Below are 20,850 nucleotides of genomic sequence, written 5' to 3'. Positions count from 1 at the left end.
AGCCGATCACCCCACGCCTTCCAGGGTGTCCGTCTCGGTCTGGCCGATCCTGGCGATGACCTCGGGGCGGTTGCGCACCAGGTGGTAATACCAAGCCAATGCCACGGCGACCGTCGCCAGGAACAGGTACGGCAAGATGTTCAGCGGGAAGCTGGGCACCGGGTACACGTTGGCGAAGAAGGTGTAGGCCATCGCCAGGATCGCGATGACGGCGGTGACCCACACCAGCCGGTTCGGCTGGCCGGTGCGCCGGGTGTAGACCACACAGGCGGCGGCGACCAGCGAGTAGGCGACCATGTATCCGTAGGTGGCATAGGTGTCGACCCACACCACGATGTCCATCGGATGCACACCGACGGCCAGCAGGACGACGTCCAGGACGATGGCTGCCGGCCCGGCGATCAGCAGCACCCGGTGCGGCGTCAGGTGGCCTTCGTGGGTGCGGCCGAACCTGTCGGCGACCACGCCTTCCTTGCCCATCACGTAGACGATGCGGCCGACGACGTTCAGCGGGGCGACCACCACCGCGAAGAACGAGGCGCCGACTCCGAACAGCAGGATCGGATTGAACCACGAGGGCATGCCGATCAGAATCGCGATGTCCTGCAACGGATTGGCGCTGTCGGCCAGCCCTTCCTGGAGCACCGCGATCTGGGTGTAGGCGGCGAACACGTACAGCACACCCACCACCAGCGCGCTCCACATGATGGCGCGGGGGATGGCGGTGTACGGGTTGCGTGCCTCCCGGCCCAGCGCATCGGCCGAGGAGAACCCGACGAAACCGAGGATGCCGAGCACCATGCCCGCGGCCACACCCTGTCCGGGGATGTTGCTGAACGAGAACTGGGACGGATCCCAGGCGGCCGGTCCCGCCCACACCAGGGCCAGCACCAGCAGGACCGTGATGATGGTGACCGAGACCAACTCCAGGGTCAGCGATACCCGCGCCGAGAGCCGGATGCCACGGATGGTGAACAGCGTTGCCAGACCGCCCAGGACGATCGCGAGCACGATCGTCGACCCGACGCCGCCTGCCGGAATCCCCAGGGAGATCAGGAAATCGCTGGTGTAGGAGATCGCCCCGCCGAGCGAGCCGGCGGCGATGCCCCAGCAGCCCACCAACAGTGCCACTCCCGCCAGGTAGGCCCCGAACGGCCCGAGGCCCTTGGACACATAGGTGTAGAGCGAGCCGGCCGACGCATTGCGGCGGGCGAACACCACCACGCAGTACCCGACCGACAGGATGACCACCGTCGCCAGCGCAAACGACACGATGGTGCCGGTGCCCGCGCTCAGGTAGATGGCCGCCGCCGTGAAGGCGATGACGGCGCTGGGCGCGATGTTCGCGATGGCCTGCGCGGCCAGTTCGGGACCCGACATCACACCGTGGCGCAGGCCGGCGTCGACGGGAGGGGTTTCGGTGGCCATTCGGCTCCTTGAGATTCGAAAGTCGTTATCGGCGAAAGGTTTCAGGGGATGAGCAGGGTACGTAGCGCTTCGCCGGACTCCAGGTCGTCGAACGCTGCCGCCGCCTCCTCCAACGGTCGGCTGGCCCAGACCAGCGCATCGAGTTTGAGCTGGCCGTCCATGTAGCGATCGACGAGCGCGGGTATGTCGATAGAGGGACGCACCGATCCGTAGTTCGAGCCGAGGATGCGCTGATCGGCTTCGGCCAGCACCAGCGGTTCGAACGACGCCTTGGCCCCGGTGGGCGGCAGACCGACCACGACGGCCGCCCCGCCCAGTCCGAGCATCCGGATGGCCTGCTCGGTGGTGCCGGTGTGGCCGAATGCGTCGAAGGCGTAGTCGACGCCGTCGGGGATCAACTCCCGCAACTGCTCCTCGGCATCGCCGGCAGAGGCATTGATGCGGTCGGTGGCGCCGAACTGCACGGCCATCTTGGTCTTGTCGTCGCGGACGTCGATGGCGATGATCCGGCTGGCGCCGGCCAGCTTCGCGCCCTGGATGACGTTGAGACCGACGCCGCCGCAGCCGATCACCGCAACGGAGGCACCTGGCTCGACCGCGGCGGTGTTGAGCACCGCGCCGACCCCGGTCGCCACGGCGCACCCGACCAGCGCGATGACGTCCAGCGGCGCATCCTCACGCACCTTCACCGCGCCGGACGCCGGGACGACGACCTCTTCGGCGAAGGAGGACACCCCGAGATAGTGGTGGACCACCTCGCCGTTGCGCGACAGGCGCGAGGTGCCGTCGAAAAGGGTGCCCAGCGGTGCGACCACGGTGGCAACCTTCTGGCAGCGCGCCTCGTGGCCGGACCGGCAGTAGCGGCACTCGCCGCACGGCGGTACCCAGGAGAGCACCACATGGTCACCGACCGCGAGCGTGGTGACGCCCTCACCGAGTTCGGTCACCACGCCGGACCCTTCGTGCCCCATGACCAGGGGCGCGGGTGCGTCCCACTCGCCGCGTTTGACGTGCAGATCCGAGTGGCACACCCCGGCGGCGGCGATCCGCACCCGCACCTCGCCGGGTTTGGGGCCGGCCAAGTCGACGTCCACGTACTCGATGGGCGTGGCGGGATCTCGGAAGACGATCGCTTTCACGGTGCTCCTTTACAAGCGGGAATCCACCGAATCGTAGGGAGCGCGCAGCGCCGGCGACAGCCGCAAAAAGTGTGATCCGAGGAGCCTGATCCATCATTTTGTACACTCGGCCGTGGCCTATGACGTGCGAGCGATCGCCGAGCATTTCGGTGCCGAGCTGATCACCGGTGCCGTCGACGGCGCGACGCCGGTGGAGGGCAGCGTGGCCCTGGCCGACCTGGCGCTGGCGAGCTCGCCCGGTTACGCCACGCTGGTGGTGGCCACCCCGACGGACTGGGCGGCAGCACTGGAGTCCGGCGACGGGCGGACGCCGCTCGCCGGATCCGTCGCGATCATCGCCGGTGGCACCGCCGCCGACACGCTGCGCACGGTCCTCGTCGACAGGGCGATCACCGCAGTCGTGGTGCCCGATCTGGGCGCCGACGTGGTGCATGCCCGGCTCACGGCGCTGGTCGCAGCCGACCAGGCGGCCGAGGACCGCAGGGTCACCACCGGGACCAAGGTGCTCACCCAGGTGGCCCGGCGCGGTGGCGTGGTCGCGGTGGTGGCCGAGCTGGCGCACCGGATCGACGGCTGGGCAGTGCTTCTCGACGCGCACGGTGAGGTGATCACCACCGCCGGCGCCGGCAGCCTGCACGTGCGGGACGCCGGCTCGGTGGCGTTCGGGCGCCGGGTGCGGATCCGTCACCCCGGGCTGCAGGTGCACCCGGTCGGGCAGGGCGAAGATGTCAGCGCCTATCTGGTCATCGGTGCTCGCGGTTCCACCAGCCGCAGCCGTGATCTGGCCTCGCAGGTGGCGGCCCTGCTGGATCTGCTGCTGCACACCGCCGACCATCCGGCCACCGAGCGGCTGGGCCGCGAAGTGATGATGTCGACGCTGTTGCGCGGCGGCGCCGAGGCGGCAACGCTGTTGCGCCGCTGGGGCGTTCGCGAACAGTCACTGACGGCGTTCGCAGTGGCGTCGAGGTCGACTGCGATCGATCCGGAGCGCCAAGCCATCCGCTGGCTCGACGAGCTGGGAGCCGTTCACATGGTCTCCGCCGAGCGGGGGCGGGTGCTCGGCTTCATCGGCGCAGACCGTGCCCCCGAACTCGCCGCCATGGTGGAGCGGCTCACCTCCGATGCGAGTCTGCCGCTGCGGATGGGGTTGGGATCGGCCGCGACGCCACAGCTGTTGGCCCGCAGCGCCGCCGAGGCCCGGCAGGCGCTGGAGACCGCGGTGGTCGACTCCCGTCCCGTCGTCTGGTACCGCACGCTGGCCACCGTCTCCTACGTGCTGGACCACCTCGACCACAGCGCGATGACCCGCGTCGCCGCGGTGCTCGACCCGCTGCGCGACGACGGCGGCCACCACGGGGCCCTGACCCGCACGCTGGAGATCTACCTGGCCGAGCACGGCGCGTGGGGTTCCTCGGCGAGCCGGCTGCAGGTGCACCGCCAGACGCTGGCGGCGCGGATCCGCCGCATCGAGGAGCTGACCGGACTGTCGATGGCCAGCCCCGACGACCGGGCGGCCGCCTGGCTGGCCATCCGCGCCCTCAAGAGCCCGGCGCTGGGCTGAGGCGCTCTTATTCCCGCGCGAGGGGGTACATCGTGTGACTCCCTGGTCTGTGCCCACCGAGCTGGAATGAGCACATGACCAACACTGATGACCTCATCGCCTTGGTGACCGGTGCGAACACCGGCATCGGCTTCCATCTGACTCAGCAACTCGCCCGCACCGGCGCGCGCGTACTCCTGGCATCGCGTGATCCCGAACGCGGCAAAGCGGCCGCGCAGCAGCTGGCGGCCGAGGGTCTCGACGTCGACGTCCTCACCCTCGATGTCACCGACGACGAGACCATCACCGCCGCCGTCGGCCACATCACCGACACCTATGGGCGCCTCGACATTCTGATCAACAATGCGGCGATCGTGGGCGACGGGTTGCCGGCGTCCCAGGTGAGCCGCACCTCGCTGCTGCAGACCTTCGACACCAACGTGGCCGGTATCGCCGCCACCACGAATGCCCTGCTGCCGCTGCTGCGGGCCTCGTCCCGGCCGCGGATCCTGAACGTGTCCAGTGAGCTCGGATCGACCCGATTGGTCAACGATCCCGATTGGCCGCACAGCGATGTGGCTGCAGCCGCCTATCAGGCGTCCAAGAGCGCCGTGGACATGCTGACCGTGTTGTACGCCAAAGAGCTTGCGCACGAGGGCATCTCGGTGGTATCGGTGAGCCCGGGGTACCGCAGGACCGGTCTGAACAACGGCGAGCCGATGGAGGGCGCCGGTGATCCCGCCGTGGGGGCGGCCGGCATCGTCGGCGTTGCGCTGTCCGCTGAATTCCGCACCGGTCAGTTCCTCAGCGATCAGGGGGAGCTCGTCGCCTGGTGAGGCGTGCCAGTATCGAGGTATGGATGGACAGGTGGCCGGGGAGTTCCTGCGGGCGGTTCGGGAAAGCCGCGACCCCGGCGCCTTCGGGTTCGCGGCGAACGGGCGGCGCACCAGCGGGCTGCGGCGCTCCGAAGTGGCGGAGCTGGCGCACATCTCGGTGGAGCACTACACCAACCTGGAGCGTGCCCGGGGCAGCGGCCCGTCCGAGCAGGTACTCGGTGCGCTGGCCGATGCGCTGCGCCTCGATGACGATGAGCGGCGGCATCTGTTCCAGCTCGCCGGCCGCAACGTCCCCGCGGGGAGCGAACCCAGCACGGAGGTCAGTCCGAGCGTCGCGACGATGGTGCAGGGCCTCGGGAGCACCGCGGCTCTGGTGCTCAGCGCGCGTTTCGACATCCTGGCCTGGAATGCCGCTGCTGCGGAGTTGATGGAGGATTTCGGCGCGCTGGCGCCGGCCGAGCGCAACATCGCACGCCGCCATTTCCTGTCCGAGCAGGGGCATTACGGCATGAGCGAGGCGCAGGAGTTCTCCCGGATGGTGGCGGGCCAGCTGCGCGCCACGGCGGCCCGCTACCCCCGGGACGCGGGTACGCAGCGGTTGATCGCCGATCTGCTGGCCGGCAGCCCGGAGTTCGCCGCACTCTGGTCTGACGCCACGGTGGTGAACACCACCCACATGATCAAACGGCTCGACCATCCCGAGCGCGGGCGTCTGACGCTGTCCTGCGACGCCCTGATGGACCCGCACCGGGATCAGACGATCGTGCTGTTCGCGGTCGTCTCGACCGGTTGAAGCTGCCCCTACGTCAACGACGTCAGGACAGCTGCGGTGCCGGTTGCGGGAGCGGATGCGCACCCTGCGGGCGCAGCCCGTCGAAGATGATGGCGAGGTACCGCTGCCACAGTAAAGGCTTTGGCGTCGAGAGGTTTTCGACGATATGGACCGGCGCACACATCATCAGGAAGACGTCGGTTTCGGTGATGTCATCACGGATGGCACCGGCAGCGCGGGCGCGGTGTACGAGCGTGCCGAGCCGGGTGTGCAACTCGTCTCGGAGCGCGGTCACCGTCGGGTGGTGATCGCTGACGGACTGCAGGAATGTCAGGTCGTGCTGTTGGCGTTGATCGGCGGCCACCGTCAGGAATTCCAGTAGCGCTGCACCCGGATCCGGTGCGCTCTCCAGCTGGTGGGCGACCGTCGTGAGGGTCGTGAGATGACCCGACACGATCGCCGCGATCAGGTCCTCCTTCGAGGCGAAGTGCCGAAAAACGGTGCCCTTGGCGACACCCGCCCGACGGGCGATGTCGGCGATCGAGGCGGACGGTCCCCGATCGGCGAACTCGGCTTCCGCGGCAGCCAAAAGCGACTCGCGGTTGCGAGCCGCATCCGCACGGAGCGTGCGATCTGGCGTGGACACACCTCAGCGTATCAAGTTGACCGATCGGTCACCTTGGCGTTACGGTGACGGCACGAAGGTGACCGATCGGTCACTTTGAGCTTCGGTCAAACTCTCGGAGGACATATGCAGTTACGCGGCGCCACGGTCCTGGTCACGGGCACGAACCGGGGAATCGGTCGGCATTTCGCCATCGAACTTCTGCGTCGGGGGGCCAAGGTCTACGCCACCGCGCGGCGGCCCGAACTGGTCGACATCCCGGGTGCCGACGTGCTGCACCTCGACATCACCGATCAGTCGTCCGTGGAGGCGGCCGCCGCACTGGCCCAGGATGTCGACGTCCTGATCAACAATGCCGCCGATACGGCCGGTGGCAATCTCGTCACCGGAGATCTGACCGCCATCCGATCGACGATGGATTCGAACTACTACGGCACCCTCGCGATGATCCGGGCCTTTGCGCCCATCCTTGCGCGCAATGGCGGAGGTGCGATCCTCAACGTGTTGTCCGTCGTCGCGTGGAACACCGTGGACGGCAACACCGCATACGCCGCAGCCAAGTCGGCGCAGTGGGGCCTGACCAACGGAGTGCGTGTCGAGCTCGCCGGGCAGGGCACCCTGGTCGCCGCACTCGTCCCCGGACTGGTGGGCACCCAGACCCTGCTCGACTACGCCGAGAAAACCGGCGTGGACCTGCCCGGTGAGGTGGTGACCGACCCCGCTGATCTGGTCCGGCTGGCTCTCGACGGCCTGGAAGCCGGGGACATCGAGATCCTGGACCAGCTCGCCGTCGCCGCCAAGGAGTCACTGACCGGTCCGCCCCGCGCTCTCGCGTGGTGATTCAGGTGGCGAACAGCCGCGACGTGTGCTCTTCGTGACACATCCCGCTGATCTCGAGGGTGGGGGACAGGCTGCTCAGCTCCGACAACGGGCGCTCGCACGCCGATGCCGCCGCCTGCGTCATCGTTGCGGCAGTACGCAACTGGATACGCTGGCTCTGCAGCGGGCCGAGCCGGCCCAGCCGTACCGCGGCACTGAGCATCGAGGCCATCAGCGACCGCAGTGATCCGAGGACCGCGAGCTGTTCGCTGACGCCCAGATAGGCCTGCAACACGCCGTCGACGACGGCGGCATGACCGGGGGTGCTGCCGGCCAGCACGGCTCGCAGGTACGGGTGCTGCGCCGCGATGCCGATATCGCAGGCGGTGGCACTCAGCTGCCTGCCCGCCGACACCGACGCCGTGCGGGCATTGTCGAACAACTTGTAGGACGCCATCAGCTCGTCGAGCTCGCCCAGGCTTTGCGCCGACTGCCAGTCCCGCCACGCTGCGGCGGTGACGGTGGCATCCAGCGTCGCGTACCCGTGGAGGAGGTAACCACACACCGCCGTCTCGATCGCCTCCGCGTCGGCGTCCGGCCGCTGAGCCAGCCACTCTTCCAGGCCGTGGCTGTGCACCATCCGCCCGGCCGGAAACGCGCTGTCGTGCAACTGCACCCACAGTGCGATCGCGGTGGCCGGGTCAGTGGTGATGGCCGGCATGGCGGTCGGCTGACGTGGCAGACCACCCGTCGGCGGCCATTACCATCTCGGTGACCTCACCGATCACGCCGAGCCCGGCGAGCATCTCCCGGGCGGCGGCAGCGCTGGTGAACAGCGGCGCGGTCAGCGTGTCATGGTCGACGTCGATGGGTGCGTGCTGGTTGCCCAGCGTGTGGCCCAGCAGCAGCATGGCGCGGGCGGTGTTGTCGGCGAAGCGGACCCGGATGGCCGGTTCGTGCGGGCGCCGCACCACCACGGCATCGTGGCCGTCATCGGCGATCACCATGCCGTGGCGCAGGAAGGTGCCGCGCGGCAACATGATCCGCACCTCGAGTCCAATGTCGGTGGTGACGAGCTGGCGGTGCTTGCCGGCATCGCCCCAGCCGATGTCGACATGGTGGCGGCGGCGCCCGGCGAAGGCCGGGTCATCGGCGGTTCCGAGAACGGCATCGGCTATCACGTCAGGCGCTCCTTGCGATCGGCGGGGACAACACGCTGTGGCGGGCCGCGGCGTGCAGCGCGCGACACACCTTGTTCAGTTCGGGTGCGCGGCGGGCCGTCAGCCTCGCGAAAACACCGGCCCGGTGCGGAAGTTCACCTGCCCCGCCGAGTACGCCCGGAAAACGACCGAGGGTGGCGCGGACCGTGGACAGTGCGGGTGCGGGCGAGCGACCGGGGGTGACGATGAGCAGGGTGGCCAGATAGTCGCTGTCCAGACCGGCCTCGGCGGTGATCAGTTGACGGTCCCGCGCGATCACCCGGCCACCCACCCGCACGGTGAAGGAGTTGTCGACGCCCGCGTACCGGAAACGCTCACCGTGCGCGATCCGCCCGGCGGCGATCGCGTCCCAGCCGATATAGGTTCCGCCCTCGTCGACGTCGAGTTCGATGCTTTGGGTGAACGTCGAATCCGACTGCGGGATGATGGTTTTGGGAAGGTACTCCAGCACGGCACCGGCGTCGACGGCGAAACGCAATCGGTGCCGGGCGCCCGGTCCTGTCCCGGCGAACACCTGGGTGGCCGCCTGGCTGGTCAGGTAGAGATGGGTGCCGCCCGCGCAATGGACGGTGGTCTGCAGGTCGTCATCGGAGAACGTGCCACCGCTGGGGCTCTGCACGCACAGCACCGCCGCGCGCGGGTAATCGGCGTCGGTGTGCAGCGCGGTGGTCACCCGTTGCGGATAGCGTTGCCGCAACTGCGCGATCCGGGTGGTGCCGGTGGCATCGGCCAGGGTGTGCACGGTCAATTCTCCGGGCGCGATCATGCTCTGGCCGTGAGCATCACACCGCGCAACAGTTCGTCGGTCAGCGCGTCCAGGCCGGTACCGGTGCGCAGGTCGGTGAACACCGTGGGTTTCACCGGGCGGGCAATGGCGCAGTCGCGGCGCATGCCGTCCAGATCGGCACCCACCAGCTCGGCCAGGTCGATCTTGTTGACCACCAACAGATCCGCCTGCAACAGGCCGATGCCCTTCTTGCGGGGGATGTCGTCACCGCCCGCGGTGTCGATGACGAAGATCCAGTAGTCCACCAGGTCGGAGGTGAAGGTGGCGGCGAGATTGTCCCCGCCGGACTCGATGAGGATGATGTCGAGGTCGTCGAACTCGGCGCACAGCCGCCGTGCCGCGGCCAGGTTGGCGGACGGGTCCTCGCGGATGGCGGTGTGCGGGCAGGCCCCGGTCTCGACGGCGAGTACCCGGTTCGGGTCGATGACGCCGCTGCGGCGGACCCGCTGGGCATCCTCGTCGGTGACCAGGTCGTTGGTGATGACGGCGACGCCGAGGCCCTTGCCGATGAGCTGGGGTACCAGCATCTCCACCAGCCGGGTCTTTCCCGACCCGACGGGTCCGCCGATGCCGACCCGGAGTACCTCAGACATGGTGATCTCCTCGCTATTTCAGTGTGTAGCGGCGGCCCAGCGGCACCGTCGTCATCGGTGTGCTGGTACACACCTGACCGTCGACCATGACCCGGTAGGTGTCCGGTTCGATGCTGATCTCGGGCAGGTAGTCGTTGTGCAGCAGATCGGCCTTGGTGAGCGCGCGGGCCCCCCGGCACGCCACCAGCGGAGTGTTCAGTCCCAGCCGGTTGCCGAGGCCCGCCTCGATGGCCGCCGCGGCGACGAAGTTGACCGACACATCGGCCGGGGTGCGGCCGTAGGCGGCCCACTGCGGCCGGTACTTCAGCGGCTCGCAGGTCATCAGGGAGGCGTTCGCCTCGCCCATCACCGACCAGGCCGGGAACCCGCCCTTGAACACCACTTCGGGGCGGATGCCGAAGAACTTGGGCTCCCACAACACGATATCGGCGAGCTTGCCCGGTTCCAGCGAACCGACCGCGTGATCGATGCCGAAGAGCTTGGCCGGGTTGATGGTCAGCTTGGCGACATAGCGCAGGATCCGGGCATTGTCGGCGCCGGTGCCCTCATCGGCGGGCAGCGGCCCGCGGGTGGCCCGCATGTGGGACGCCAGTTGCCAGGTGCGCGCGATGGTTTCGCCGATGCGGCCCATGCCCTGGGAATCCGAGCCCATCGCCGAGATGGCGCCCAGATCATGCAGCACGTCTTCGGCGGCGATGGTCTCGCGCCGGATCCGCGATTCGGCGAACGCCACATCCTCAGGAATTCGCGGGTTGAGGTGATGGCACACCATCACCATGTCCAGGTGCTCGTCGAAGGTGTTCAGCGTGTACGGGTTGGTCGGATTAGTGGAGGACGGAAGGCAATACGGCTCACCCACCACCCGCATGATGTCGGGTGCATGACCGCCGCCGGCGCCCTCGGCATGGTAGGTGTGGATGGGCCGGCCGCCGATCGCGGCCATGGTGTCCTCGTAGAACCCGGACTCGTTGAGGGTGTCGGTGTGGATCTGCACCTGCAGGTCGAGTTCGTCACCGGCGTCCAGGGAGGCCCGGATCGCGGCCGGGGTGGCGCCCCAGTCCTCGTGGATCTTGTACCCGATGGCGCCTGCCAAACCCTGTTCGATCAGCGGTGCGGTGCTGGAGGCGCTGCCGTTCCCGATGAAACCGAAGTTCATCGGGAAGGCCTCGGCGGCACCGAGCATGCGGGCCAGGTTGTTCGGTCCCGAGGAGGTGATGCCGACGGTGACCGGCCCGAGGCCGCCACCGATCATGGTGGTGATCCCGCTGGAGATGGCCTCCTCGACCAGTCCGGCGCTGTCGAAATGCACGTGCACATCGATGGCGCCGGCGGTGGCGATCATGCCCTCACCGGAGCGGATGTCGGTGCCCGCACCGATGATCAGTTCCGGATCCACCCCGTCCATGGTGCGCGGATTGCCGGCCTTGCCGACCCCGACGATGCGCCCGTCGCGGATCCCGATATCGGCCTTGCGGATGCCGAGCACCGCGTCGATGATCAGCGCGTTGGTGATCACGAAGTCGAGTGCGCCTGCGGCATTGGTGAGATCGCCGTGCACCGCCATACCCTCGCGCATGGTCTTGCCGCCGCCGAAGACGGCCTCGTCACCGTAGACCGTCGCGTCGGCCTCGACCTTGGCCAGCAGTTCGGTGTCGGCCAGGCGCACCCGGTCGCCGGTGGTCGGTCCGTACAGCTCGGCGTAGCGGGCCCGGCTGATGCGATAGGCCATCTCAGGAGCCCGTGTCCAGGAAGCCTAGGGCGCGCATGTCGGTCATGAGCTCCTCGCTCGGGGTCGTGTCGGTGGGTGCGTTGGTGACATCGTTCTGGCCGATCACCAACCGTTCGCCGCCGTAGCTGGTCAGCGAAACATCCTGTGCTTCACCCGGTTCGAAGCGCACCGCGGTGCCGGACGGAATGTCCAGGCGCATGCCGAAGGCCGATCGCCGGTCGAACCGCAGTGCCCGGTTGGTCTCGAAGAAATGGAAGTGCGACCCGACCTGGATGGGGCGGTCGCCGGTGTTCTCCACCGTGACCGTGGCGGTCGGCCGCCCGTCGTTGAGTTCCAGATCGCCCTCGGCCGGAAACACCTCCCCGGGGATGACGGCCAGTTCCTCGGCGCTGCGGTTCCCGGGTCCGATGGCGTCGTGCACGGTGACCAGTTTCTGGCCGTCGGCGAAGAACGCCTCCACCTGAACCGAACCCAGCAGGGTGCGCACACCGGGCAGCACATCGTCATCGGTGAGCACCCGCGCCCCGTGCGCCGCCGCGTCGGCGACGTTCGCACCGGCGCGGGCGGCCTCCACGACCTCGTCGGCGATCAGCGCACGGGCCTCGGCGTAGCTGAGTGCCAGCCCGGCGGCGCGGTGCTTGCGGGCCAGTTCCGCGGCCAGGAAGAGCAGTAGCCGGTCTTCGTCCTTGGGGGTCAGATGCATGGTGTCAGCCCGTGATGCCTTCGGCCCAGGGGTATTCCTTGAGGTAGGGGTCCGGGGTGATCGGCTGCGGGGATTCCCACACCTGCTGGATCAGGCCGTCCGGCGCGACCTTCCCGATGCGTGCGGTCTTGGTGACGTGATGGTTCTCGCCGTCGATGGTGACGGTGCCCTCCGGTGCGTCGACGCTGACGCCGCCGGCCGCGCCCTGGATGTCGGGAACCGCGAACGACTGCGCCTTCTCGACGCTGGCCTGCCACAGTTTCACTGCGGTGTAAGCGGATTCCATCGGATCGGAGGTCACCCGGTCGGCACCGAAGCGTTGCTTGAAGTCCGCGACGAACGCGGCGTTCGCGGGGGTGTCCAGGGTCTGGTAGTAGTTCCACGAGGACAGCTGCCCCACGAGGGAGGTGGCGCCGATGCTCTTCACCTCTTCCTCGCCGACGCACATGGACATGACCGGCATCATCTCGGGAGTCAGCCCGGCGCTGTTGTATTCGCGGAAGAAGGAGGTGAGGGACCCGCCGACGACGACGTTGAACACGGCGTCCGCATCGGCGGAGCGGATCTTGTTGACGATGGTGGAGAAGTTGGTGCTGTCCAGCGGCACGTAGTCCTCGCCCTTGATCTCGATGCCGTTGGCCGCGGCGTAGGCCTTGACGATGGCATTGGAGGTGCGCGGGAACACGTAGTCGCTGCCCACCAGGTACAGCGACTTCAAGCCCTGCTCCTTGAGATAGTCCAGGGAGGGAATGATCTGCTGGTTGGTGGTGGCGCCCGAATAGTAGATGTTGGGCGAGGATTCCAGGCCCTCGTACTGCTGGCCGTAGTACAGCAGCGCGTCCGAACCTTCGAAGACTGGCAGCATCGCCTTGCGGCTGGCCGAGGTGTATCCACCGAAAACCGCTGCGACACAGTCGCTGTTGACGAGCTTCTGCGCCTTCTCGGCGAACGTGGTCGGCTCTGAGGCGCCATCCTCGGAGAGCAGGTCGAGTTGCTTGCCCATGACCCCGCCCTCGGCGTTGATCTGCTCGACGGCCATCACGATGGCGTCGTGGATCACTGATTCGCTGACCGCGAGACCGCCGGACAGCGAGTTGACCGCCCCGACCTTCACGCTGGGGCCCGAGGTGTCCACGCAGTCCTGTGCGGCCGCGGTGTCGGTGTCACCGGCCCGGCTGCCGCATCCGGCGGTGAGCATGGTGGTCGCCGCGAGCAGTGCCACGCCGACGCGCAGTCGTTTCATGAGGAGCCGCCTTCGAGGTCAGGGATCGTTGGCGCCCAGCGTAGGAATGCCAGGTGGCCGGGGGCTATGGGAGGAATCTCCCATTTGTGCCGCCACCGTTTCGTGTCCGCCGCAGCCCGGAAACATCCTCGAAACATGGCCTGCACATGATGCTTTCGAGGGGCAGAACCACGCGAAGGATGACCGATGGGAGCATACGGCGAGGTGCTGGGCAGCACGTCCAGTATCGAGACCCGGGCGCACGAGATGCTGGACGCGCTCGGCGCCAAAGCGGCGTCCTCGGCGTCGGCGATCAGCCTGTGGGATCCCATCCGGCGCTGCCATGTCGCGGTGGCCAACCACGGATATCCCGACGCGGTGATGGATCACCTGAACACCTGGTTCATCGATCACGATCCGCTCTTCGAGACCATGCGGGCCCGTGGTCTCGGCGCGCTGCGCTGGCGGGACTTCCCCGAGTACCGCGACACCTATTCGGTACAGGGTGTTTTCGCGCCCGCCGGCTTCGACGAGGGCCTGTCCGCGCGACTGATCACCGCCGACGGCACCTACGCCGGCACCATCCACGTCAACTGTGACGACGCCCGTTACCCCAGCGATAACGATGTGGGCGAGATCAATTCGCTGCGCGCACAGATGGCCGAGCATCTGGACTTCTCGGTGCGGCCCCGGATGGTGGCCGAACTGCTGGCACCCCAGGCCCAGGCATGGGCGGTGGATGCCGCCGGCCGTGCCCATCTGCTGAGCCTCGGTGACACCTTCGACCGGCCGATCGACCGCGACCTGGTGGCCGATATGGCGCTGGCGGCGCACACCCCCGGGCTGGGCTTCCGCCCCGAGACCACCCGCTGGAACGATGGCACCGGCTGGCTGCACGTCCGCCACATCGCCACCGCTCCGCGCTACCACCAGGACAGCCTGGACGCGGTGATACTGATCACCGCCGACCCGTTGCCGTTCGCGATCACCCCGCGCGAACTGGACGCGCTGACCCTGGCGACCCAGGGTCTGACGAACAACCAGATCGCCGCGCGGCTGTTCATCAGTGTCCGCACCGCAGGTCACCACCTGGAAAGCGCGATGGCCAAGCTCGGTGCCGGAAACCGGGCGTCCTGTGTGTCGCAGGCGGTCTCGTGGGGTTTGGTGTCGGGCCGGTTGCTGGCCGGGAATGAATCGGCCGCCCGCAGCGCTTAGCCCCGGATGCGATCGATTGCACCGCCTGCCGGGAACGGTGGATGTGGCGCGGTAATCTGACCTCTGAGCCCGACAGCCGGGGCTGTGAGCAGGGGTGGGGGAACGCCGGGTATGCCGCGACGAGTGACCATCGACGATGTGGCGCGCCTCGCGGAGGTGCACAAGGCCACGGTGTCGAGGGCGCTCAACGCCCGCACGCGCGATCAGGTCAACGCCGAGACACTCAAGCGGGTCAAACGGGCTGCCCGACAACTGGGATACGTCCCCAACGCCATGGCTCGCAGCCTGCGGACCAGCAGGTCGATGACCATCGGTGTGATCATCCCGGATCTGATGAATCCGATCTTCCCGCCGATCATCCGGGGGATCGAGCATGTGCTGCAGGCGCAGGGCTACACCGTGCTCATCGCCAACACCGATTCCCACGATGACGTCGAGATCTCGGTCTTCGAGTCGCTGCTGCAACGCCGGGTCGACGGTTTCCTGCTGGCCACCGGCCGGCTCGATGACCAATCTGTGGTCGAGGAGGCAGCGGCCGCGGCCGTGCCGGTGGTGCTGGTCAACCGCGATGCCGGACTCGGCGACTTCCCCCTGGTGACCGGTGACAATGCCCGCGGTATCGAGTTGGCTCTGGAGCATCTGGTCGAACTGGGGCACCGCCGGATCATCCACGCCGCGGGGCCGACGAATTTCTCCACGACGCGTTCACGGGCCGAGGCGTTCGAGGCCGCGGCCACCAGGGCCGGTGTGCAACATCAGACGATCTACGCATCGGCACTGACCATCGAGGCCGGGGTGGCTGCCGCTGACCAACTTCTGGCCCACAACACGATCAATCCCACGGCTCTGGTCGCGGGCAATGATCTGGTGGCGCTGGGCCTGATCCGCCGGCTGCGTGCCGAGGGCCTGCACTGCCCGGAGGACGTTTCGGTGGTCGGGTTCAACGACATGCCGTTCGCCGGCGACTTCTGGCCGCCCCTGACCACGGTGCGGATGCCGCTGCGCGAGATCGGCGCCGAGGCCGCCCGCCTGTTGCTACGTGGAATCGAGGCGGGCGAGCAGGAGGCGGCGACCCTGACGCTGCCGGTATCGCTGGTGGCGCGGGGTTCCACGGGGCCGGCGAAGAACTGACCGGTGTGCGGCCGGGTCGCGCTAAGCTCCGGTGGAGCATTCCTACAATCGATTGCAGAGTCATGGATCAGATCACGCTCGGAGTGTTCAGCCCGTCGGTGCTGCTCGACGTCGCCCGCAAAACCGGTCGGCTCTCCGACGCCGGACTCCAGGTGCGCGATGTGCCGGTGCCCTCCTCGCCCGCCCAGTTCGCCTCCCTGCGCGCGGGCGAGTTCGACGCCGTATTCACCAGTCCCGACAACGTTCTCGCCTACCGGTTCTTGCCGAGAAACCCGCTGGGGGAGCTGCTCGACGTCGAGATCGTCGCCGGCATCGACCGCGGGCTGCGGCTGTGTCTGGCGGCGCGGCCGGGCGTGACAGGACTCAGTGAGGTCGCCGGCGGACGCCTGGGCGTCGATGTCGCGAACTCGGGATTCGCCTTCGTCGCCTACGCGCTGCTCGCCGAGCTGGGGATCTCGCGGGACAACCTGGAGGTCCTCGCGCTGGGTTCCACACCCAAGCGGGCCAACGCCTTACACGGCGGCGGCTGCGATCTGACGGTGCTCAACGCCGGTAACGAGCTGACGGCGCGCGCGCACGGCTGTCTGCTGCTCGCCGAGGTGACGCGGTTGGGTCCCTACCTGGGTACCGTCGTGGCCCGGCTGCGTGACGGCGCCGGCGCGGGCGCGGTCGACCGGCTGGTCGAGGTACTGGGTGAGACGGCACGATCCATCCGTTCCGGGGCGCTGGACGGTCCGGCCGGTGAGTCCGCCGCCAGGTTGCTCGATCTCGGTCCGGAGCTGGCCGCCGAACATGTTGGTGTGCTGAAGGATCCGCTGAGGGGACTGATCGGCAATGGCGCGGTCGAGGTGGCTGCGCTGGGCACCCTGGTCGGGTTGCGCAGGCAGTTCCTGCCGATGCCGGAGCTCGACGGTCTCGCCGCGCGGTTCGGTGAGGTGGTACGTCCGGGCGTGCTGGCGGGCTGAATGAGTCACTCTCGGACGACATAGCGCCCGCGGGCCGCAGTGGTGACGCCTGCGTAGACCACCGACGCGACCGCGGCGAGTGCGAACAGTGTCCCGAAGCGGTCGGCGCCCGTCGCGATGTTGCCTGCCGCGGCGCCGGCGGATGCGCCAACGAACAATGCGATCGAGAAGAACGACATCCCGATGGCACGACTGTCGGCCGCAGCGTCGGTCATCCAGGTCTGCATCGTGGTGTGCCCGCAGGCCCAGGCCACTCCGAGCAGGATCGCGGCGGCAGACACGGTGCCCAGCGAGATCTGAAGCGCCACCGCCACATACGCGGTCACCGTGCTCAACCCGGCCAACAGCATCAACACCCAGCTGGGCCAGCGGTCCAGGATGAGCTTCATCGACTGGCTGACGATCACGACCGCGGCGCCGAACATGGCGGTCGCCACCCCGGCCACCAGCACCGAGGCGCCTGTCGTCTGCAGCGCCACCGCCAGGTAATTGAACACCCCGACCAACAATGCACCTTCGGCGACCGTGAACGCCAAGATCGCCAGGGCCCACCCATTGCCCGCCAGTCGGCGCAGCGAGGGGACCAGACGCTCCGGCACGTCGTTCGCCGACCCCTTGAGTCGTGTGAAGCCCAGCGCCAGAACCAGTGACATCGCGGAGATCACCACGTAAACCCAGCGCCAGCCCAGCCATTGGGCGATGACGCCGGCCCCCACCGTGCCCGCGGACAGGCCGATCGCGATAGCGGCGGCGAGGTTGGCGGTGGCGACCGCACGCTGTCTGACCGTCAGGGTCTCACCGTAGTAGATCAACACCGTGGTGATGGTCGCCGCGAACGCGGCCGCCGATACGGCGCGGGCGATGTTGTAGGACGCTGCGTCCTGGGTGAATGCCGTTGCCAGATTGGCCAATCCGCCGAGCATGGTCGAGATGACCAGGATGCGGATCCGGCCGTAGCGCGCGGCCAGCGTGCTCCAGATCAGTTGGGACGCCGCGTAGACCACCGCGTAGACCGTCAGCGAGTGGCCGATCGCCTCGATCGGGGTACCGAAGTCCGCCGCGATGACGGGGACGAGTGGCGGCATCACCGAACGGTCGATCAGGGAGACGAAGGCGCCGATGATCAGGATCATCTAGGCGGCCACACCGGCACCTCTCCACGACCGGACCGAAACCGGACGGCCTTCGACCGGACGAACTCGTGCAGCGTCTCCGGAGCGTTCTCCCGGCCGAACCCGCTGCCCTTCTGGCCGCCGAACGGCGACCCGAGGAAGGAACGGCGCATGTAGTTGTTCACGAACACCATGCCGGCCTCCAGGCGTTGCGCAATGTGCCAGGCCGCCGCCTCGTCGCGGGTGATCATGGCGGCGGTGAGGCCGTAGGCCGTGCCGTTGGCGATCTCGACCGCCTCGTCCAGGGTGTGATATCGCATCAGCAGCGCGATCGGGCCGAAGATCTCCTCCTGTCCGGCAGTCGAATCGGGGGCCACGTCGGCGAGCACCGTCGGGGGCACCCAGTAACCGTCGGCATAGGGCGCCTCGGTGGGCACCGCACCCTGCCCGACGATGCGGGCGCCCTCGTCGAGGGCGGTCTGAAGGTAATCCAGTACCCGGTCGCGGTGTCTGGCATCGACCATCGGACCGATATCGGTGTGCGCGTCCAAACCGTCACCCACCACGAGCGCTGTTGCCGCGGCGGTGAACTTCTCCAGGAAGGTGTCATACACGGCGTCTTGCACGAGGATCCGTGCCGTCGATGTGCAGGCCTCGCCCTGGTTGTAGAACATCGCCTCGATCGACACCGTGACCGCCAGCTCGAGGTCGGCGTCGGGAAAGACCATCAGGGCGTTCTTGCCACCGAGTTCCATGGTCGCATAGGTCAGATTTTGTGCGGCCGTCTCCAGCACGCGCCTGCCGGTGGCGGTGGCACCGGTAAAGCTGATGCGCTCGACGCCGGGGTGGCCGGCCAGCGCGGCCCCGGCGGTCAATCCGGGCACGGCGTTCAGCACACCCGGGGGCAGGACCTCGTTGGCGATCTCGACGAGCCGCAGCACCGTCAGCGGGGCTTGCTCGCCCGGCTTGATGACCACGGTGTTGCCCGTGATCAGCGCGGGTGCGCCCTTCTTGGCGAAATGGATGGGCGGCCAGTTGAACGGCAGGATGCAGGCGACGACACCGTAAGGTTCGTAGACCACCCGGGTCTCGATCGGGCCCTGGTCGATGATCTCACCGGGCAGGCTGTCGCCGAGGCCGGCGAAGAACTCGAAACAGTTGGAGCTGAAGGCCACGTCGTTGGCCAGCGCATCCCGTTTCGGCTTGCCGTTCTCCCGGGACACCAACTCGCCCAGTTCGTCGGCGTGCGCGCGGATGCGCTCGGCGACCTGCTTGAGGTAGGCGCCGCGCTGCCGGCCCGACAGGTCGCGCCAGGCGGGCAGCGCCGCGCGGGCCGACCGCACCGCGCGGTCGACCAGGGCGTCATCCGCGCAGACGACGGTGGCGAGGGCCGTGGCAGTCGACGGCTCGACCACCTCGAATGTCGGCAGGTCGCCGACCGGGACGAAGCCGCCGTCGATGAAGGCGCCCCATTCAGAGCGCCGCAGCGGCGCGGGCCGGGTGGTCCTGGTGTCGGCCTGGGTCATGGACGCTCCATCGCGAGTCAGGGATGCTGCAATCGATTGCGGTCGACTATAGACCTGGCCGCACCTCCGGGGAAGCGCTTGTGGCAGATCGCCGGGCTGTCGTGGCGTATGTGCCGTTGGGAGTATGCGGTTGCGGTAACAGACTCCCTGGAAGCTGTTGACTACACATCGTCACTGTGTGACGATTCACTGCAATCGATTGCAAGTGATGTGGGCAACACTCGGCCACCGCCATCGGGGCAATCGGTCTGACAGAGAGGTTGGACATGCGCTTTACCAAAGTATTTGGCGCGATCGCCGCGACTGCGGCGATCGCGTTGACTGTGTCGGCGTGTTCTGCGGACGGGGGCGGTGCCGGCGATACCCTCCGGATCGGCGCCTCGCTGCCGCTGACCGGCGAGTTCAGCCAGGGTGGCCTGGACACCCAGCGGGGCTATGAGACCTGGGTCGAGATGACCAACGACAAGGGCGGACTGCTCGGCAAGCAGGTCGGGATCATCGTCAAAGACGATGCCACCCAGCAGGAAACAGCGGTCAGCAACTACAACAACCTGATCTCGCAGGACAGGGTAGACCTGTTGCTGGGCAGTCAGTCGTCGCTGCTGAACATCCCGGCCTCGGCCATCGCGGAGAAGAACAAGAAGCTCTTCGTCTGCCCGTCCTGCGGTTCGCCGGACATGTTCAGCCGCGGTTTCTCCTACATCTTCTTCTCCCAGCAGGCCATCGCCACCGACCAAGCCAAGGTATTCGCCAACTGGGTCGCCGCGCTGCCACCGGAGCAGCGCCCGACGACCGCCGCCTACCCGACGCTGGACGACCCCTTCGCCGGCCCGGTGGTCGACGGCGCCGAGAAGATCCTGTCCGCAGCAGGCATCCGGACCGTCTACAAGGACAAATACCCTGCCACCACCAAGAATTTCGACTCGGTGGTCAACGCCATGCGTGATGCCGGCGCCGAAATCGTGGTGCAGGGCGCGCAATTCGAGGACGGGGTCAACATGATCCGGTCGATGAACCGTGCCAACTACCAGCCGGAAATTCTGTACCAGAGCAGCTCACCCACCTACGGCCAGCAGTACCTCGACGCCGTCGGTGCCGACAACGCCGAAGGTGTGTTCTTCTCCTCGAGCTACAGCCCGCTGTCCGACACCACCGACAACGCCGAGTTCGTCGAGCGCTTCGAGGAGAAGTTCGGCCAGAGCCCGCCCGAGGACGCCGCTGACGGGTTCGCCGCCGGGCAGGTGCTCGCCGCAGCGGTCACCGCAGTCGGCTCCATCGACGACCAGGCAGCCCTCGCAGACTGGTTGCGCAGCAACAGTGTCGACACCCTGTTGGGCACCCTCAGCTGGAACGAGGACGGCAGCCCCAAGGGCGACTTCCTGGTCGGCCAGTGGCAGGCCGGTGTCTCCCAAGTCGTCCTTCCCACCGAGGTGGCGACCTCAGATCAGATCTTCCGCTGGCGCGGCGGGGATATCTGATTCCGGCACA

General features: G+C 67.9%; 20 protein-coding genes. 8 read left to right on the top strand and 12 right to left on the bottom strand.

Annotation, left to right across the window (positions count from 1 at the left end):
• Nucleotides 1–6: 6 nt before the first annotated feature.
• Together ASE48_RS18500 and ASE48_RS18495 are read right to left on the bottom strand one after the other, a co-directional pair.
• A complete protein-coding gene (locus tag ASE48_RS18500; RefSeq protein WP_057168567.1) occupies nucleotides 7–1,428 on the bottom strand; it encodes an APC family permease in 1,422 nt (473 codons plus the stop codon).
• Nucleotides 1,429–1,469: 41 nt separating this feature from the next.
• Nucleotides 1,470–2,567, bottom strand: coding sequence for an alcohol dehydrogenase catalytic domain-containing protein (locus tag ASE48_RS18495; RefSeq protein WP_057168565.1), 1,098 nt, complete (start codon nucleotides 2,565–2,567; stop codon nucleotides 1,470–1,472).
• Between the two features lie 112 nt (nucleotides 2,568–2,679).
• Between ASE48_RS18495 and ASE48_RS18490 the strand changes: the two genes are divergently transcribed.
• From ASE48_RS18490 to ASE48_RS18480, 3 genes are all read left to right on the top strand, one after another.
• A complete protein-coding gene (locus tag ASE48_RS18490) occupies nucleotides 2,680–4,128 on the top strand; it encodes a PucR family transcriptional regulator (RefSeq protein ID WP_057168563.1) in 1,449 nt (482 codons plus the stop codon).
• Nucleotides 4,129–4,202: 74 nt separating this feature from the next.
• On the top strand, nucleotides 4,203–4,943 hold the full coding sequence (locus tag ASE48_RS18485; RefSeq protein WP_057168561.1) for an SDR family NAD(P)-dependent oxidoreductase: 741 nt from the start codon (nucleotides 4,203–4,205) through the stop codon (nucleotides 4,941–4,943).
• Nucleotides 4,944–4,962: 19 nt separating this feature from the next.
• Entirely contained in the window at nucleotides 4,963–5,736 is a 774-nt protein-coding gene (locus ASE48_RS18480) for a helix-turn-helix transcriptional regulator (RefSeq protein WP_057168559.1), read from the top strand.
• 22 nt (nucleotides 5,737–5,758) lie between these two features.
• On the opposite strand, the gene ASE48_RS18475 is transcribed toward ASE48_RS18480, so the two are convergent.
• On the bottom strand, nucleotides 5,759–6,361 hold the full coding sequence (locus ASE48_RS18475; protein ID WP_057168557.1) for a TetR/AcrR family transcriptional regulator: 603 nt from the start codon (nucleotides 6,359–6,361) through the stop codon (nucleotides 5,759–5,761).
• A 105-nt stretch (nucleotides 6,362–6,466) separates the two neighbouring features.
• Here ASE48_RS18475 and ASE48_RS18470 point away from each other — a divergent pair, with 105 nt between their 5' ends.
• Nucleotides 6,467–7,180: an SDR family NAD(P)-dependent oxidoreductase gene (locus tag ASE48_RS18470; protein ID WP_057168555.1), complete on the top strand. Its 714-nt coding sequence runs from the start codon at nucleotides 6,467–6,469 to the stop codon at nucleotides 7,178–7,180.
• A gap of 1 nt (nucleotide 7,181) precedes the next feature.
• Here the strand turns inward: ASE48_RS18470 and ASE48_RS18465 are convergent, their stop codons facing one another.
• Genes ASE48_RS18465 through urtA form a run of 7 tightly spaced genes read right to left on the bottom strand, consistent with a single transcriptional unit; the run spans nucleotide 7,182 to nucleotide 13,434 of the window.
• Nucleotides 7,182–7,880, bottom strand: a complete 699-nt coding sequence (locus ASE48_RS18465; protein ID WP_057168554.1) for an urease accessory protein UreF — start codon at nucleotides 7,878–7,880, stop codon at nucleotides 7,182–7,184.
• The gene (locus ASE48_RS18460; protein ID WP_057168552.1) at nucleotides 7,861–8,340 is read right to left on the bottom strand and encodes an urease accessory protein UreE; all 480 of its coding nucleotides are present in this window, start codon (nucleotides 8,338–8,340) and stop codon (nucleotides 7,861–7,863) included. The genes ASE48_RS18465 and ASE48_RS18460 overlap by 20 nt, the downstream gene beginning before the upstream one ends.
• 1 nt (nucleotide 8,341) lies before the next feature.
• Nucleotides 8,342–9,145, bottom strand: coding sequence for an urease accessory protein UreD (locus tag ASE48_RS18455; protein WP_057168550.1), 804 nt, complete (start codon nucleotides 9,143–9,145; stop codon nucleotides 8,342–8,344).
• Nucleotides 9,142–9,759: an urease accessory protein UreG gene (gene ureG, locus ASE48_RS18450; protein WP_057168548.1), complete on the bottom strand. Its 618-nt coding sequence runs from the start codon at nucleotides 9,757–9,759 to the stop codon at nucleotides 9,142–9,144. Before ureG ends, ASE48_RS18455 begins: the two co-directional genes overlap by 4 nt.
• 13 nt (nucleotides 9,760–9,772) lie before the next feature.
• On the bottom strand, nucleotides 9,773–11,488 hold the full coding sequence (ureC, locus tag ASE48_RS18445; RefSeq protein WP_057168547.1) for an urease subunit alpha: 1,716 nt from the start codon (nucleotides 11,486–11,488) through the stop codon (nucleotides 9,773–9,775).
• A gap of 1 nt (nucleotide 11,489) precedes the next feature.
• Entirely contained in the window at nucleotides 11,490–12,191 is a 702-nt protein-coding gene (locus ASE48_RS18440) for an urease subunit beta (protein ID WP_057168545.1), read from the bottom strand.
• Nucleotides 12,192–12,195: 4 nt separating this feature from the next.
• The gene (gene urtA / locus ASE48_RS18435) at nucleotides 12,196–13,434 is read right to left on the bottom strand and encodes an urea ABC transporter substrate-binding protein (RefSeq protein WP_057168544.1); all 1,239 of its coding nucleotides are present in this window, start codon (nucleotides 13,432–13,434) and stop codon (nucleotides 12,196–12,198) included.
• A 186-nt stretch (nucleotides 13,435–13,620) separates the two neighbouring features.
• Here urtA and ASE48_RS18430 point away from each other — a divergent pair, with 186 nt between their 5' ends.
• The 3 genes from ASE48_RS18430 to ASE48_RS18420 all read left to right on the top strand — a co-directional run bounded on the left by ASE48_RS18430 (nucleotide 13,621) and on the right by ASE48_RS18420 (nucleotide 16,724).
• A complete protein-coding gene (locus tag ASE48_RS18430; RefSeq protein WP_057168542.1) occupies nucleotides 13,621–14,628 on the top strand; it encodes a helix-turn-helix transcriptional regulator in 1,008 nt (335 codons plus the stop codon).
• A 111-nt stretch (nucleotides 14,629–14,739) separates the two neighbouring features.
• Nucleotides 14,740–15,759, top strand: coding sequence for a LacI family DNA-binding transcriptional regulator (locus tag ASE48_RS18425; RefSeq protein WP_082614271.1), 1,020 nt, complete (start codon nucleotides 14,740–14,742; stop codon nucleotides 15,757–15,759).
• 62 nt (nucleotides 15,760–15,821) lie between these two features.
• Nucleotides 15,822–16,724: a hypothetical protein gene (locus tag ASE48_RS18420; protein ID WP_057168539.1), complete on the top strand. Its 903-nt coding sequence runs from the start codon at nucleotides 15,822–15,824 to the stop codon at nucleotides 16,722–16,724.
• Nucleotides 16,725–16,729: 5 nt separating this feature from the next.
• Here ASE48_RS18420 and ASE48_RS18415 read toward each other — a convergent pair whose 3' ends face one another.
• Nucleotides 16,730–17,857, bottom strand: a complete 1,128-nt coding sequence (locus ASE48_RS18415) for an MFS transporter (protein WP_057168537.1) — start codon at nucleotides 17,855–17,857, stop codon at nucleotides 16,730–16,732.
• On the bottom strand, nucleotides 17,854–19,362 hold the full coding sequence (locus tag ASE48_RS18410; protein WP_057168535.1) for an aldehyde dehydrogenase family protein: 1,509 nt from the start codon (nucleotides 19,360–19,362) through the stop codon (nucleotides 17,854–17,856). The genes ASE48_RS18415 and ASE48_RS18410 overlap by 4 nt, the downstream gene beginning before the upstream one ends.
• A 266-nt stretch (nucleotides 19,363–19,628) precedes the next feature.
• Here ASE48_RS18410 and ASE48_RS18405 point away from each other — a divergent pair, with 266 nt between their 5' ends.
• A complete protein-coding gene (locus ASE48_RS18405) occupies nucleotides 19,629–20,840 on the top strand; it encodes an amino acid ABC transporter substrate-binding protein (RefSeq protein WP_057168533.1) in 1,212 nt (403 codons plus the stop codon).
• Nucleotides 20,841–20,850: the final 10 nt, after the last annotated feature.

The organism is Mycobacterium sp. Root265, from assembly GCF_001428895.1.
In the GTDB taxonomy this organism is placed as follows: Bacteria; Actinomycetota; Actinomycetes; order Mycobacteriales; family Mycobacteriaceae; genus Mycobacterium.
This window is presented reverse-complemented; position numbering and strand designations above follow the sequence as displayed.

What these genes read in the sequence shown, in the direction of transcription:
- ASE48_RS18500 (WP_057168567.1), bottom strand. Translation starts at nt 1,428, where the DNA reads ATGGCCACCGAAACCCCTCCCGTCGACGCCGGCCTGCGCCACGGTGTG.
- ASE48_RS18485 (WP_057168561.1), top strand. Translation starts at nt 4,203, where the DNA reads ATGACCAACACTGATGACCTCATCGCCTTGGTGACCGGTGCGAACACC.
- ASE48_RS18480 (WP_057168559.1), top strand. Translation starts at nt 4,963, where the DNA reads ATGGATGGACAGGTGGCCGGGGAGTTCCTGCGGGCGGTTCGGGAAAGC.
- ASE48_RS18470 (WP_057168555.1), top strand. Translation starts at nt 6,467, where the DNA reads ATGCAGTTACGCGGCGCCACGGTCCTGGTCACGGGCACGAACCGGGGA.
- ASE48_RS18465 (WP_057168554.1), bottom strand. Translation starts at nt 7,880, where the DNA reads ATGCCGGCCATCACCACTGACCCGGCCACCGCGATCGCACTGTGGGTG.
- ASE48_RS18455 (WP_057168550.1), bottom strand. Translation starts at nt 9,145, where the DNA reads ATGATCGCGCCCGGAGAATTGACCGTGCACACCCTGGCCGATGCCACC.
- ureG (WP_057168548.1), bottom strand. Translation starts at nt 9,759, where the DNA reads ATGTCTGAGGTACTCCGGGTCGGCATCGGCGGACCCGTCGGGTCGGGA.
- ureC (WP_057168547.1), bottom strand. Translation starts at nt 11,488, where the DNA reads ATGGCCTATCGCATCAGCCGGGCCCGCTACGCCGAGCTGTACGGACCG.
- ASE48_RS18440 (WP_057168545.1), bottom strand. Translation starts at nt 12,191, where the DNA reads ATGCATCTGACCCCCAAGGACGAAGACCGGCTACTGCTCTTCCTGGCC.
- urtA (WP_057168544.1), bottom strand. Translation starts at nt 13,434, where the DNA reads ATGAAACGACTGCGCGTCGGCGTGGCACTGCTCGCGGCGACCACCATG.
- ASE48_RS18430 (WP_057168542.1), top strand. Translation starts at nt 13,621, where the DNA reads ATGGGAGCATACGGCGAGGTGCTGGGCAGCACGTCCAGTATCGAGACC.
- ASE48_RS18425 (WP_082614271.1), top strand. Translation starts at nt 14,740, where the DNA reads ATGCCGCGACGAGTGACCATCGACGATGTGGCGCGCCTCGCGGAGGTG.
- ASE48_RS18420 (WP_057168539.1), top strand. Translation starts at nt 15,822, where the DNA reads ATGGATCAGATCACGCTCGGAGTGTTCAGCCCGTCGGTGCTGCTCGAC.
- ASE48_RS18415 (WP_057168537.1), bottom strand. Translation starts at nt 17,857, where the DNA reads ATGATCCTGATCATCGGCGCCTTCGTCTCCCTGATCGACCGTTCGGTG.
- ASE48_RS18410 (WP_057168535.1), bottom strand. Translation starts at nt 19,362, where the DNA reads ATGACCCAGGCCGACACCAGGACCACCCGGCCCGCGCCGCTGCGGCGC.
- ASE48_RS18405 (WP_057168533.1), top strand. Translation starts at nt 19,629, where the DNA reads ATGCGCTTTACCAAAGTATTTGGCGCGATCGCCGCGACTGCGGCGATC.